This window comes from Gemmatimonas sp., assembly GCF_041689975.1.
GTDB lineage: Bacteria > Gemmatimonadota > Gemmatimonadetes > Gemmatimonadales > Gemmatimonadaceae > Gemmatimonas.
The window spans coordinates 1-13,042 of record NZ_JBDNFF010000115.1; the positions used below are offsets into that span (position 1 = coordinate 1).

At 64.4% G+C, this 13,042-nt stretch carries 15 protein-coding genes and 1 pseudogene; 9 read left to right on the forward strand and 7 right to left on the reverse strand.

Annotation, left to right across the window (positions count from 1 at the left end):
• Positions 1-693, forward strand: a 693-nt coding sequence (locus tag ACESNG_RS07930; protein WP_373068471.1) for a hypothetical protein, incomplete at its 5' end; no start/stop codon positions are given.
• A 58-nt stretch (positions 694-751) separates the two neighbouring features.
• Entirely contained in the window at positions 752-2,296 is a 1,545-nt protein-coding gene (locus ACESNG_RS07935) for an alpha/beta hydrolase-fold protein (RefSeq protein WP_373068473.1), read from the forward strand.
• 16 nt (positions 2,297-2,312) lie between these two features.
• Here ACESNG_RS07935 and ACESNG_RS24645 read toward each other — a convergent pair whose 3' ends face one another.
• A complete protein-coding gene (locus tag ACESNG_RS24645; RefSeq protein WP_407944705.1) occupies positions 2,313-2,543 on the reverse strand; it encodes a hypothetical protein in 231 nt (76 codons plus the stop codon).
• A 131-nt stretch (positions 2,544-2,674) separates the two neighbouring features.
• The gene (locus ACESNG_RS24650; protein ID WP_407944706.1) at positions 2,675-3,121 is read right to left on the reverse strand and encodes an AAA family ATPase; all 447 of its coding nucleotides are present in this window, start codon (positions 3,119-3,121) and stop codon (positions 2,675-2,677) included.
• A gap of 645 nt (positions 3,122-3,766) precedes the next feature.
• On the opposite strand from ACESNG_RS24650, the gene ACESNG_RS07945 reads away from it, so the two are divergent.
• From ACESNG_RS07945 to hutH, 7 genes are all read left to right on the forward strand, one after another.
• The gene (locus ACESNG_RS07945) at positions 3,767-3,997 is read left to right on the forward strand and encodes a hypothetical protein (RefSeq protein WP_373061247.1); all 231 of its coding nucleotides are present in this window, start codon (positions 3,767-3,769) and stop codon (positions 3,995-3,997) included.
• 152 nt (positions 3,998-4,149) lie between these two features.
• Positions 4,150-4,422, forward strand: a complete 273-nt coding sequence (locus ACESNG_RS07950) for a hypothetical protein (protein ID WP_373061245.1) — start codon at positions 4,150-4,152, stop codon at positions 4,420-4,422.
• Between the two features lie 88 nt (positions 4,423-4,510).
• The gene (locus ACESNG_RS07955; RefSeq protein ID WP_373061243.1) at positions 4,511-4,969 is read left to right on the forward strand and encodes a hypothetical protein; all 459 of its coding nucleotides are present in this window, start codon (positions 4,511-4,513) and stop codon (positions 4,967-4,969) included.
• A gap of 1 nt (position 4,970) precedes the next feature.
• A complete protein-coding gene (locus ACESNG_RS07960; protein ID WP_373068475.1) occupies positions 4,971-6,041 on the forward strand; it encodes an HDOD domain-containing protein in 1,071 nt (356 codons plus the stop codon).
• A 7-nt stretch (positions 6,042-6,048) separates the two neighbouring features.
• Complete coding sequence (locus tag ACESNG_RS07965; protein ID WP_373061239.1) at positions 6,049-6,543, forward strand: hypothetical protein; 495 nt, start codon at positions 6,049-6,051, stop codon at positions 6,541-6,543.
• On the forward strand, positions 6,540-6,725 hold the full coding sequence (locus tag ACESNG_RS07970) for a hypothetical protein (protein ID WP_373061237.1): 186 nt from the start codon (positions 6,540-6,542) through the stop codon (positions 6,723-6,725). Before ACESNG_RS07965 ends, ACESNG_RS07970 begins: the two co-directional genes overlap by 4 nt.
• Positions 6,726-6,727: 2 nt before the next feature.
• Positions 6,728-8,365, forward strand: coding sequence for a histidine ammonia-lyase (hutH, locus tag ACESNG_RS07975; protein WP_373068477.1), 1,638 nt, complete (start codon positions 6,728-6,730; stop codon positions 8,363-8,365).
• Here hutH and ACESNG_RS07980 read toward each other — a convergent pair.
• From ACESNG_RS07980 to ACESNG_RS08000, 5 genes and pseudogenes are all read right to left on the reverse strand, one after another.
• Positions 8,331-9,719 carry a class I adenylate-forming enzyme family protein gene (locus ACESNG_RS07980; RefSeq protein ID WP_373068479.1) on the reverse strand — a complete coding sequence of 463 codons (1,389 nt, stop codon included), beginning with the start codon at positions 9,717-9,719 and terminating at the stop codon, positions 8,331-8,333. The genes hutH and ACESNG_RS07980 overlap by 35 nt on opposite strands.
• 374 nt (positions 9,720-10,093) lie before the next feature.
• Positions 10,094-10,690 carry a nucleoside deaminase gene (locus tag ACESNG_RS07985; RefSeq protein WP_373061231.1) on the reverse strand — a complete coding sequence of 199 codons (597 nt, stop codon included), beginning with the start codon at positions 10,688-10,690 and terminating at the stop codon, positions 10,094-10,096.
• Positions 10,687-11,109 (reverse strand): low affinity iron permease family protein, encoded by a 423-nt coding sequence (locus ACESNG_RS07990; protein ID WP_373061229.1) that lies wholly within the window; start codon positions 11,107-11,109, stop codon positions 10,687-10,689. The genes ACESNG_RS07985 and ACESNG_RS07990 overlap by 4 nt, the downstream gene beginning before the upstream one ends.
• A 667-nt stretch (positions 11,110-11,776) precedes the next feature.
• Positions 11,777-12,574: a DUF2490 domain-containing protein gene (locus tag ACESNG_RS07995; RefSeq protein WP_373068481.1), complete on the reverse strand. Its 798-nt coding sequence runs from the start codon at positions 12,572-12,574 to the stop codon at positions 11,777-11,779.
• Positions 12,571-13,042, reverse strand: a pseudogene (locus tag ACESNG_RS08000) (hypothetical protein); the annotation flags it as partial. The pseudogene ACESNG_RS08000 and the gene ACESNG_RS07995, both read right to left, overlap by 4 nt.

A 13,042-nucleotide genomic window follows, 5' to 3' on the forward strand; every position in this document is an offset into this window, starting at 1 on the left:
CTTTCGCCGGCCCGACCGAGTGCTGCCGGTCGGATCAAGGCCGGAAAGTCGGTGACGCCTCGTCTCCTGCTTGGCGACGAAGCGTTGCATCTGTTGAGCTACGGCGAGTCGCCGCTGATCGTGGCATTCGCGTCGAGCGTGAAGCCTGAGCTGGCGGCTTTCAAGGCCGGTGCGCGCTGGGGCCAGGACCTGTTGATGGACACACTGGCGGGCAACGACCAGCAGATGGTGGAGATTCTGGCGAAGACGATTTACGCGGCGGGCGTACCGTTCGACGCCGTGGTCAGCGCGCCCAGCACCATCACGCCGCTGGCGCGGGTCATCGGTGCGGTTGGCTTCGACAATCAGCAGCTCATGCCGTCTCGCTTCGTTGGTCCGTTTGCCTTCAACAATCAGCCGGTCACGGTGAGACGTTTTGGTCAGAGCATCGGCGGCCCGATCATCGAGATGGTCGATCCCGTCATCATGACGGCCGACTTCTATCAGATCGGTGGCGTCGTGCCGCAGGCTATGCTGAATGGCTTTCCGTTCACGTTGAAGGGTGGCGCTCGGGCCTCGATTACGAGGGCGGTTGGCGGAGATGGCTATCGCTTGACGTACTGGCCTCGGGAAGACAAGCCGCCGACGGCCGAGCAAAAGAAGGCGGAAGCGGCGGGTGCGGGCGCTCAGACCACGACGCCGCCGGTGCGGTAACGGCAAGAGTAGAGGGTGGAGGGTGTCAGCACCACGCCCGCGTGTGCAGTTTCTAGGCATGATCCCAAACCTCCGCATCCTCGTCGCCGTCGCCCTGTTGGCGGCGACCACAGCCCCGCGCGCCGGTGCGCAGGCGCCCGTCGGCATCCTGTCGCTGAACGTTCGTCATTCGACGCTCAAGAACACCACTCGCCCCACCGGCGATTTGAAAGCAGTGGTAGACTCAATCGACGTGCAGATCGGCGCCGCCGCCAAACTCGGGCGCACCTCGGAGATTCGGCGGCTGTACGCGCACGCCGCCACGGTGTTGGCCCGCCGACCCTGGACGCCGGAGGCGGAGTTCGCGAGCTCGCTGGTCTCGCGCACCGATCGGCAAGTCGCCGACCCGGCACGGCCCTGGTCGATGCGGGTGGAGCAGATCTACGCGCCGTCGATCCAGCTCGATCGCCCGCTCGTGGCGCGGGCAACACTCCGCCAGCGCGCGGCCGGCGGCCTGCCCAATACGCCTATGACCGTCGTGAAGCAGCTTGGCACCTTCGACGGCGTACCACGCGACCTGCGCGATACGCCGTTCATGCTCGAGGCCGACCTGCACGATGTTGCCGACGGCTCCTACGTAGTGTCCGTTGAACTTCTCGACAACGCCCGGACCCTCGGCACCACCTCCCTCGGCATCGTCGTGCGCACCGGACTGGACGCGTCGATCGCGCGGCTCGAAGCCGCTGCCGCCAAGGCTCCCGAGCCCGTGCGCTCCGACCTGATCTTCCCGGTCGATCGCCTGCGTAACGTGAACCTCAATCGCATTGCGCTGGGCACCTTCAATCCCGCGCGCGATTTCGCTGCCGCCGAATCGTTACTGGTCGCGGTCAATGCGCGAAAAGACCCGTGGTCGGGACGGACCGGCGATCTCAAACAGCATTACCTGCTCGAGGCCGCAGGCGAAGTGATGCCGTATCGCGTGTACGTGCCCAAGGGTTACATGCCGTCGAAGCCGTTGCCGCTCATCATCGCTCTGCACGGCCTTGGCGCCACCGAGGACAGCTTCTTCGACCAGTACGGCAAGCGGCTGCCAGCGCTGGCCGAGGAGCGCGGCTACATCGTGGCGGCACCGCTCGGCTATCGTGTCGATGGCGGCTACGGCGTGTCACTGGGCGGACCGAGCGGGGACCCGGCGGCAGCCCGCGCGCGTACGTTGAGCGAACAGGATGTGATGCAGGTGCTGCAGTCGGTGCGATTGCGTTACAAAGTGGACGATCGCCGCATATACCTGATGGGCCACTCAATGGGCGCGATCGGCACGTGGGCGATCGCGGCCAAGACACCGGACCAATGGACGGCCCTCGGCCTTTTCTCCGGCTTCGGCGTCGCGTCAACGGCCAGGACCATCGGCGGCATTCCACAGTTCGTCGTTCACGGCGATGCCGATCCGACGGTGCCGGTGGGTGGCTCACGCTTGATGGTCGCCGCGCTGAAAGGCGTGGGTGCCGTGGTGCAGTATGTCGAAGTGCCCGGCGGCGATCATTCGAATGTGGTGGAACCCCACTTCGCGGCGATGTTCGATTTCTTCGATAAGCACGCGCAACGGCCGGTGGTGAAGCCGTAGGGGGAAATCTGATGGCTTACGGACCGAGCAGAGCGGCGGGCACCACACCAATGCCCTCGGCCCGGCGGTAAGCGAAGGGTCCCGTGCTGACCACGATGGCGACGATGCGATGGTCCAAACCTTGGGCAATCACATCCACTTCCTGACGACCGCGTTCCGTGCGAAAGTGGTGAACGGTCGCCTCTGCGGCCTGCGCATACACGCGAACGCTTTGCGTCACCACCGATCCGAAGAGCGCACCGAGCAAGGTCCTCGTTCTCGCGAGGGGGGTCGGCGAGATGGTGCTTCGGGGCCTGCGTCAGTTCCGCAATGAGGTTGGCCGAGGGAAGCCACGCGGGGAGCGGATCGAGCACCCACAGTCGGGTGAGAATATCGCGATCAACCTGCGTCGATCGTTTGGCAGGCTTGTCGGCTAGGTCGCCGGTTGCGACCGCGCTCCGCGAGCAACATCGGGTACATGCGGACGCGGAGAATGCGTCCGGCTTGACGAGGCGTTGCGGGACCCTCGGGAGACGCGGATCCGGTGAGGAGGAACTGCGCGGGCCGATCGTCGCGATCGACGGCGCGCCGTACGGCGTCCCACGTCTGGGGTAGTCGTTGCCATTCGTCGAGTAGGACCGGCGGCGACCGGCGCAATACGGCATCGAGGTCGGCCAACGTAAGGTCGCGCTGCAACGGATCGTCGAGCACGATAACCGTACTCGCACGGCGAGCGGCGGTTGCCGTCTTCCCCACGCCTTTTGGGCCGTCGAGCGCGATGGCAGCGGCATCCTGCAGTAGATCGTCGAGCTCGGCATCGACGATGCGGGCCAAGTATGACGGCACGTTTAGGCGCTTGATAAGGGTGGGCGGCTAAAGCCGAGAGACGTCAGTAGCCCGTTCCCGCGCATTACAATGATCTTCAGCGGCACACGCTAGGAGCCATTGGCGGCACCTCGAAGTAGCCCTTGACGGCACTCCGTCGTTGGGTGTTGCGCGTGCACCAGACTGGCGCGGTTACCCACGTACGGCGCTGTTCGATTGCTTCGATAGACACGCGCAACGTCCCGTTGTGAAGCCGTATCGACTTCGGCCGACGCAAGGTCGCTCGGCAACGGTCGTCGAGCTCGATGACCGTCACGTAAATCTCGCCTTCGGCGGCGCCACCGCGACGCCTCGGAAAGCGCGTGCCCGCACCGTCGAAGAAACCGTTCGACTGGCGGACGCGCCGATCGCTCGCCGCTAAAGTTCCGACGCGCGGGGCCGATAATCGCCTGTGAGTGGAGCGCGTAGCGGCGTTCTCTCCACCCGCTTCTCGTCGAGAACCGTCGGCGAGCATGCGTTTACGTGCATGCAGAGGTGCCGCTTGGCTTTGGAATTTCGCCATGCGCTCTCTGCGAGCGCGCCGGAATCGCTCGGGGAGCTTCGGGAGATGCTGGCCAGCCTCGAATCGCAGTTGGCTGCCCTATCGAAGAGAAGGAAACGTGGAGCGTGCCCGCCAACGCGCCGGACGAGACCCTCACCACGGGCTCTGAAGACAAGCAGCGGCTGAGCGCGCGTACCATTGCCGACCTCCGGGTCAGCGTGGACAGCTTGTCGGCACAACTCGCTGAATTCTATGAAAACCGCGAGCAGCTTGTCGCGACTGTGGATGCAGACCGCTCCGCCGAGCGCCACGCACCCGAGCTTGTCAACGCCGGTGTCGATTCGTCATTCGCTTGAGCGCCGCCGCTATTCGTGACCGAACACCCGCGTCAGTTGCAGAGGTTTTCGTGTCGTTTGTTCCTTCGTAGTTCATTTTACAAATTCCGTCGGTTGCCCGTAGCCATGCTGATCATCAGCCCTTTGGTATAGTCCAGGTCGACGACAACGGCGTGATCAAGCTTCACAACCGGTGGGAGTCCGAGATGGCGGGAGTGGCCATGAGTGCGGCCGAAGGCCGCAACTACTTCACACAACTCGCCCCCTGCGCCAACAATCGGCCCATGTTCGGCAAGTCCGAGGATGGCGTCGCGGAGGCTACGGACGACTCTGAGTTCAATTACACGTTCACTTGCAAGATGAAGCCGACCACCGTGCCCATCCGTCTGTATCGCCACGCACCGTCCGCGACCAAATGGGTCCTCGTCGAATTGGGCGCAACTTAGGCATTCCGCTGCAGGAACTCCTCGGGCAGCGTACACGTTGGACGCCCTTGCGTGCTCGCTTTCTCATTTGTTGGCTCCCGGACACCCCATGCGCTTGCTCGCCAAACAACTGAAAGAGGTCGCCGACCCGTCGATCATCATCCCGACCAGCCGCAACATCGCAGAGACGGTCGACCTGAGCGCGGAGGAGAGGGACCGCCTCGTGACGGACGCTGCGAGCCAGCCGGCGCAGATCCTGGCGCTGGACTTGTCACTGCGGTACATCAACGACGAACCAGACCGGCACCGTAGTCTCGCCGCTTCGTGGTCGGGGTTGCGCTTCGCCAGGCAGCGGCACAACAAGTGCGCGAACTACGACACCATTCGCACGGGCACGTGCGCGCCAATCGTCCTTGCGCGCACCTCTACGGCATCGTATTCCCTCCTGTGCCTCGAGGAGACGTCGCTGGCCCGGGAGCATTTCAACAAGCTCGGCGACGCGGCGGTCGAACTGCTCGACTGCGTAAGAACCGACGTGGAAAGTGGTAATCTTCACGTGGCCGCCTAACGTGCTCACGACGTTTCTGAGACGCCTCTTTCGCGAAGTGACCTCGCGGTTGCCGTGGCGTTCGTTGGTGGAACAGCCCGCCGCGATCGGGGCACCGTCGATTACTGTTTCGGCCGAAGTCACGAGCCTGACGCCGACCGCAGGGCCGAGGACCATCGTCGAACTTGCGGAGCTTTCGCTGACGTACGCGCCAAACGATGCCTGGGCGGAGCGACTGGCGGCCGCGTACGAGTTGCAGAGTACTCACGCCACCGAATCGACCAGCCCTGATGCGATCGCACTCTTGCAGCCGCTTGCCGAAGGACCCGATGCGGTCATCCGTCAAATGCCGGCCGCGGCCCGTGAGGCGCTCGCCATCTGCGACGACACCACGCTCTCGCGCCGCGAACTGTCGCGCCGCCTGGAACGCGATCCCGCACTGATGCAGGGATTACTGCGGACCGCCAACAGCGTTGCGATAGGCGGAGGGCGCGCGGCCGTCGTCGGACAGGACGCCGTACTGGATCGCATCGGTGTGGCGGGTGCCCGCGGCGTCGTGCTCGCCAACTGCGTCGACGGATTGCTCAGTCATCCGGGCGGCGAGTTCACCCGCCTCGCCAACGAGACGTGGGCGCACATGATACGCAGTGCACCAATTGCGCGCGCGGCGGCCCCGGCGTTTGCGGCCGACGCCGATGAGGCGTTCACCGTCGCCTTGCTCCACGACGTCGGGAAACTCGTGGTCTTCGATCGCCTCTCCGTCCTGCGCGCGAAGCGCCGACGCGCGGTAACCCTCACGCCCGACTTCGTGCATCAACTGCTCCAAGTGCTGCATGAGCCACTGGGCTCCCTCGGCGCCCTTCAATGGGGCATGGGTGACCGTGCCGCCACCGCCATCGGCACGCACCACCGTGTAGCAGCGTCGCGAGGACGTCATCCGCTCGCCGAAGCCATCTTTTTCGCAGAACGAGCCGACCATGCCGCGCGGCGTCACGAGCCGTTCGATGTGGATCTCGCGTGGAGCGAGGGCAAGCTCACCGGCACCGTCAATCGCGCTAGCTCGGCGTTGCAATCGCTTCCCACGGCTGCGTGACCCCGTCATGACCGATCGCCTGTTCGAGTTGCTGGACCTGATGGACAGCACGGACGTCCGTGCGCGCATTCGCCAGATGCTCAGCGAGCTTGGCTCGGTTGCTGAAGCCGACGCGGGCGCGCTGGAGGAGTCTGTGAGCATAAGCCTGCACGGCATCGCCGACTCGCTTCGCGACGTGTGCGTGGACGATGACACGACCGAAGCCCGTGCGATGCTACCGTGGATATGGCTCGAACTCCAGTTCGAGTGGATGCGCTACAACTTGCAGATCCAATACCAGACGATTCTCCGTGGCACCGCCGAGTCCGTGCTGATGGCGCGTGGGGCGACACTCTCCTACGTCCTCGAGGAGTTGAAATTCCACCTCGATGCCGAGTCGGCGTCCGTCGTCGATAAGATCGCCGCCGACTCTTCAGCGGCCGCGATGTCGTGGAAGCACTGCGCCTTGCCCAGCATCAGATCGGGAAGCACACGGATTCGATTCCTGCGCGTGACAAAATGAGCACGGCCATCAGCACCAGCTTGGAATGGATCGGCGCCGTGGGGTCCGTGCACGGCATGCAGACGGAGAGTCCGCTTCGTGGCTTTCTGCAGACCGACGGCAACATCGTCGCGGTCGTGGATTTTAACCGACTTTCGGGGCGCACAATGCGCTCGCTCGGACAACCGTTGAAGGTGACCTGACGATGAATGTAAACACTGCTGCGACGGTCGATGTCGGCGCGACCGTGACCACGCGCGATGTCTTCGAGGTGGCGCACGGGCATCGCGCAGCGACCGTCGGGGATGAAGCGCGTGCGCGTATGCACGCGTCGCACACGGCATTGGCGCGGATGGTCGAGGAGCGTCGGCGCATTTATGGCGTGACCACGGGATACGGCCCACTGGCCTCGCATCCCATCTCGCCCGAACACGCCGGTGAGCTGCAGCGGAACCTCGTGTACCACCTCTGCACCGGCGTCGGCAAGCCGTTGTCGCGTCTACACACGCGCGCCATGATGGTCGCGCGAGCGGCAAGTCTTGCCCGTGGCTATTCCGGCGTGAGTGAAACGCTGTTCCGCACGCTGCTGGACTGCCTCGATCGCGACGTGGTGCCCGTGGTGCCGGAGATGGGGACGGTGGGCGCCAGCGGTGATCTCACGCCACTGGCCCACGTTGCGCTGGCGATGCTCGGTGAGGGCGAGATGTGGTATCGCGGTGAACGCATGCCGGCGGCGCAGGCGCTGCATGCGGCCGGCATCCGGCCGATCACGCTGGGCCACAAGGAAGGGATCGCCCTCGTCAATGGCACCTCGTGCATGACGGGTATCGCCGCCATCAATGCCGAGCGCGCCCAACGTGCCGCCGACCTCGCGCTTCGCTTGTCGGTGCTGTTTGCCGAGTGCCTCGGCGGACGTCTCGAAGCCTGGGATCCTCGCTTCGCGGTGGCACGCCCCCACGCCGGGCAGGTGACCGCGCACGCCGCACTCGCGCGATGGAGTGCCGGGAGCGCACGCCTGCGTGCCAACGTGCAGCCCCCCGAGCGTCTCGACGAGTCAGAGGCCCGCGATGGCTGGCTACCCGAAGGCGAGCTGCCGCAGGATCCATACACGATCCGCTGCGTGCCGCAGCTGGTCGGCGCCGTGCTGGACGTGCTCACATTCCACGACAATATCGTCGCGACAGAATTGCAGAGTGCCACCGACAATCCGCTCGTCTTCGCGGACGACGAGGCAATCCTGCACGGCGGCAATTTCTATGGACAGCACGTCGCCTTCGCTTCGGATACGCTGCTGCTGGGTGTCGCGAAGCTCGCCATTCATGCCGAGCGTTGCATCGCACGCATCACCGATCGCGCACAGAATCAGGGGCTGCCGTCATTTCTTCATGGCGGTCCGGATGGCGTGAACTCCGGATTCATGGGCGCACAGGTAACCGCCAGTTCTCTCATCGCGGAACTCCGCACCCGCGCCGTGCCGGCGTCGATCCAGTCGGTGCCCACCAACGCCAACAATCAGGACGTCGTGACGATGGGCACCATCGCCGCGCGCAAGACGGCGGACGTGCTGGACCTCGTGTATCTCGTGCTCAGCATCCACGCGTTGGCGCTCGCCCAGGCGGCCGAACTGCGTGGCGGTCAGGAGTTGGCAGGCTTCGCGCCCGCCAGCCGCGCGCTGGTGAGTTGGATTCGTGAGACGGCCGCCCCGCTCGTCAACGACCGGCCGTTGTCGCCCGACATCGAGCGCCTAGCGGCGCGACTCGAAACGGTCGAGTGGGGAAGTGAACGCTGGACGGAGGCTGAGTCGACGCCTACGGACGCGGACGAACTGGAATTGGTGTTTTAACGGGCCGACGGCGATCAACCTCGCCCTTCGCCGTCCGTTGCCACGCGTCGGTACCGATCCGCGTCACGACGCCGAGTCGTTCTCCGAGCGCCCCAAGCACGGTGCGGACGTCGGCGTCGCTCGGTGCGTTGGCGTCGCTTGTGATCAGCATCTCGATCCCGTCTTCCCCGTTTGAACGCAGCATCACCTCACGGACCGACGGCCAGCGCAGGCGGATCGCGTTTTCGTAGTGCGACGCCTGCACCATTCGCCCGTTCGAGAGCTTGAACGAGTCCGTCGCGCGACCGATAAAGCGGTAGTCACCGTCGTCCATCGTTTCAACGAGGTCGCCGGTGCGTAGCCATGCCTCGCTGTCGCGTCGCTCCAGACCGTCACGCGTCCAGCGTCCGAGGCACGCGTTCGGTCCGCGAAAGGCCAACACGCCATCCGCGTCAACGCGCACATCACACCCGATCGCACGTCCGAGCACGCGCGCGGACCACGTTCCGGGCTCGCCCAGCGCGATGCCGGGAGCCGCTTCGGTCTGTCCGTACCCGACACGCAAGCGAGTCGATTGCAGCTGCGTGGCGAGCAGGGCGGAGACTGGTGCACCACCGACAACCCCGCCGTTCAACCGGCGAAGCAGCACGGCACCTCGCGCCTCCGCGAAGAGTCGCGTGGCGAGCCCCGGTACCAAGTCCATCGAGGTTATCGGATGGGAGTTGGCGAGGTCAAGCAGCAGCTGGAGATCCCGGCCGCCATCGGGATCGCGCACAATCTCGCGCGCGTGGAGCAGCGCCATGAGAAGCCCGAGCACGAGTCCGAAGGCATGATACCATGGCAGCACGCTCAACACGCAGCCGTCGGTCGGTGCGACGAACGGCGCGTGGCTGTCGAGCACGGCGAGCACGTTCGCGTCGGAGAGCGCAATCCATGTCGGCGCACCGCTGGTACCCGAGGTCCGCAGCAACATGCATACATCAGGCGTCACACCGTGAGTGGCGACTCGTAACGGCGGCAAGGACCGGTCCGGCCATCCCGCGTCACCGGGCACGAAGCAGTGCCGCGGACGCACCCCTTGTACGTCGCGAGAATCGAGCACCAGCAACCGCGCATCCAGCATCGCGAGGAGCGCTTCCGCCCCATCTTCGTCAACATCGCGTGGCGCGACCGGTGCCAGGGTATAGCCGTCCCACAACGACGCGATGAGCAGTTGGACGAACGCCGCTCCGGCTGGCAGAGCGCACACCACACGGTCGCCGCGCTCGAGGCCAGCCTCGCGCAGCGCGCGAACCCATTGACGTGAGCCTGCCCACAGCGAGGCCGCCGTCCAGATGTGGTCCGGCAACACCAGCAGAGGCGTTGGCTGTCCCACGAGGCGCGCATGGAGCCGCTCTCGCCATCCAGCGGTAATGGGCTCACGCACGTGGCAGCGATGCCTCCATGCACGTACCGCCACACGCGACTTCGCCGACCGCGACTGCGAGCAGGGGTGAACGCAGCGGTCCACCTGGAGTTCCGGCGACCCATGGGATGTAGCGAGACGAGCGGCGCGGCATGATCGCATGCCAACTTTGCACCCTGCCCGCGCGTCCATCATTCGGCGCCTGCTCCCGATCCCCGTGGGCGACCGCGAATCGCACGGTACACGATAAAGGAGCGGCCGTCGAGCTCAACATGCGTATCGGACGAGGCACGGGGGAGACCATCAGTCCGGACAGAGAAGCAGTAGCCATTGGAGGAACATACTCACGGGTTGGCAAGCCGCGTTGCGTAGGGGAGATCCGTCACTGCGACCCTCGGTGCAATTGGCACGGTCGCCGTCAACGTGAGCAACTGATCTATGAAGCGTCTTTGCGCTTTACGGGAGTCATCGCCCGCGTGGCGCTCAATCCAGTCGGTGAAGAGTTTCCGGCTGGCGTCGGCCTTCACGTTACCGATGACCTTCGGCAACGTCGAGTCAGGACTCTCGGGCGGCTTGACGCGTGACGTGCCCGAGTCGGCGGGCGCTTTCAGGGCGTATACAATTGTGACTACGCCAGCTTGCATGGCCGCGCCGGTGCACATGACGCACGGTTCGAGGCTCGAGACCATGATCAGCGCTTCACCTTCGGCCGTTCTGCCGGCCGCTGACGCAAACGCATTGATCTCAGCGTGCGCGACGAGATTGCCCGTTGCCACCATGGTATTGAAGCCCGCAGAGAGCAGCGATCCATCGGCACGGAGCAGCACGCAACCGATCGGCGCTTCGCCGGTCGACAGCGCCCGCTCGGCCTGCTCGAGCGCGAGAAGCATCCACTCCGAAGCGTTGGCCAGATTCTCAAGCTGATTCGACGTTGTGCTCATGCCTGTTTCCCAACCGGCTTCCTGCTTGACCCGCCCCTATCTGCTGCATCCGCAATTTTTGTGAACTCGTCGTGCAGACTCTGCAATTGGTCATCCGGGAGCTTTTCTAGGGATACCAGATTGTTTCGAGCATCACTTACAGAACGAAGCAGTTCGTCCAACTTCAAGTGAATCGCCGTCGAATCGCGCATCTGAGTACTCTGCAACAGGAACACCATCAGAAATGTGATGATTGTGGTGCTGGTATTGATCATGATCTGCCAGCTCTGCGAATAGTGGTAGAACGGGCCGGCACATGCCCACAGCACCACCGAGGCGAGCGCGGAGAGAAATGCGGGGGTCTTGCCGAGTATCGCTGCGGTGTGTTCGGCGAAGCGTCGAAACCGACTGTGCCCGCGAGTGCTGGGGTTGACCGCCATGATAGCGTACCGCTGAGGGTGTGAGTATCGCTGCCCCGATAGAGCCACTCATTAGACGAAGCCCTCGCGTTTACATCGCTGATGCCCGTTGGACTCGCAGCAACCGTGCCATGTCGGGAGCGTCGCTGACATCGATGGCGGAGGTGTATGGCATCAGTAGCGCCCCAACGTTTTGGGATGACAGCGGTGTACGTGGTTGTTTTGCTTGGGGAACGGAGTCGTTCGGTCTGATTTCGACGAGAACAACGAGGTGGTGGTGGTTCGCCGCGCACCGTCCGTTGGCACGATTCCCATTTCCATCATTCTGCTGTTCTTCGCGTTTCTTCGCGTGCTCCGCGAGCTTCGCGCGAACCAGCTGGCTCTCCGATCGCTCCGTGGCAGCCGCCAGCACCGCCGTGCGCGCGAAGTCCGCGAAGATCGCGAAGGCCCGCGAAGGCCCGCGAAGAAAACGCACCTCTGGATCGCGAAGCAAGGTCTCCCGCTTGACCGGCAGAGCATGCACGAAATGCGACAGACCCGAGTGTGGCCCTGTTCGAGCAAGTCCCGCTCCATCAACTACTTACGCCACCACCTGGTTATTCAGACGCTGATTTCGAGCCCATTCCAGGCGTTCTCCTCTGAAAAACGTCGGGAGACTACCGAGTTGCTGTAGTTTCCGATGCAGCGACTATTTACTTGGTGCGACCCCGGTGTAGTGCCACGACAGCCACAAGGTGTGATTGATCTCATTGGCGCGCCGTGCGGGGAAGGCATTGTAGAGGTTCATGTAACCGATCTCGACCCGCTGTCGCGGCGTGACGGGTAGCCCCACGCCCACCGTCGCGCGGTTTTGCCCCAAAGTGACCAGTTGAGTGGCACCACCCAGCGGCATCAGCAGCTCGTTCCACGCCAAGGCGATCAGGGGCCGCTTGTCCCAGGCAAGCCCAGGCAGATTGATCTGCGCGCGGCCCTGATAGCGAAGGCGGTTCTGGTAGGTCGTCGGGCCAAGCTCGCGATCTTCTTCCGCGGTCACGGACGCTACCGTGGGCAGCAGCGGCCGGATCCACCGCTGCTCGAGGCGATAGCGGTGGCTGAAGGTCACCGGGCCACCCTTGTGCGTGAGCGTGAGCTGTTGCCACGTGCGCTGCTCACGCAGCGGGTTCGGGCTGGGCAGTGCGCCGTACGGCGCGGTGGCAATGTAGGCATAGCCCGCCGCGACACGCACGCCTGGCGCCAGCGTGTACTGCACACCAGGTCGCAGCAGCACCTGTTGAGGACGCGCGCCGAAGTCCATGCTGCGCCACGAGTTGTCAAACCAGAGCGATGTTTTTGCGGTGATCGGTTGGTCTACGAACGTGCCCACCCACATCGCGTCCTGCGAAGCCGACTGCCAGGCTTGCGCCGGCGCGGTGAGGGGCGCCAGCAGTATCGCGGCGACCAACCAGACTTTCGATCGCGAGCGCCAGCGCCCCCCGCCATTCTTCATCGACCTGCTCCTGTGGCCGCCCACTTCCCAACGAGGGGATCGAACGCACGCTGCTCAACAATCTCGTCCGCCGGCTGCTCGTAAAGCTTGCGCCGAGCGAGCTTTCGCTTCTGATTCCGCGTGCCCTTCACCACGAACCCCTGCACCAGTTCACGCATGGTCGACGCCTGTGCGTTCAGTTCCTCAGCCGCACTGGCTGACTCCTCCGCGTTGGCGGCGGCGCGCTGGGTGAGCTCACTCACCTGCTCCACCGCGCGACTGACTTCGACAATCTGATCGCGCTGCGCGATGCACTCGGTGGCGATATCGCTGACTACCGAGCTGACTCGATCCATATCGGTTGTCACGGCGCCGAGATGCTGCCCCACTTGTGTACCCATCTTGACGGAGTTCGAGGCCGTAATGACCGTCTCCTCCAACAACGAGGACGTCTCACTCGCTGCGGCGGCCGCACGAATCGCCAGCTGC

Excerpts from the sequence above, each read along its gene's own strand:
- ACESNG_RS07935 (WP_373068473.1), top strand. The coding sequence starts at position 752 with ATGATCCCAAACCTCCGCATCCTCGTCGCCGTCGCCCTGTTGGCGGCG.
- ACESNG_RS07995 (WP_373068481.1), bottom strand. The coding sequence starts at position 12,574 with ATGAAGAATGGCGGGGGGCGCTGGCGCTCGCGATCGAAAGTCTGGTTG.
- hutH (WP_373068477.1), top strand. The coding sequence starts at position 6,728 with ATGAATGTAAACACTGCTGCGACGGTCGATGTCGGCGCGACCGTGACC.
- ACESNG_RS07970 (WP_373061237.1), top strand. The coding sequence starts at position 6,540 with ATGAGCACGGCCATCAGCACCAGCTTGGAATGGATCGGCGCCGTGGGG.
- ACESNG_RS07990 (WP_373061229.1), bottom strand. The coding sequence starts at position 11,109 with ATGGCGGTCAACCCCAGCACTCGCGGGCACAGTCGGTTTCGACGCTTC.
- ACESNG_RS07955 (WP_373061243.1), top strand. The coding sequence starts at position 4,511 with ATGCGCTTGCTCGCCAAACAACTGAAAGAGGTCGCCGACCCGTCGATC.
- ACESNG_RS07985 (WP_373061231.1), bottom strand. The coding sequence starts at position 10,690 with ATGAGCACAACGTCGAATCAGCTTGAGAATCTGGCCAACGCTTCGGAG.
- ACESNG_RS07965 (WP_373061239.1), top strand. The coding sequence starts at position 6,049 with ATGACCGATCGCCTGTTCGAGTTGCTGGACCTGATGGACAGCACGGAC.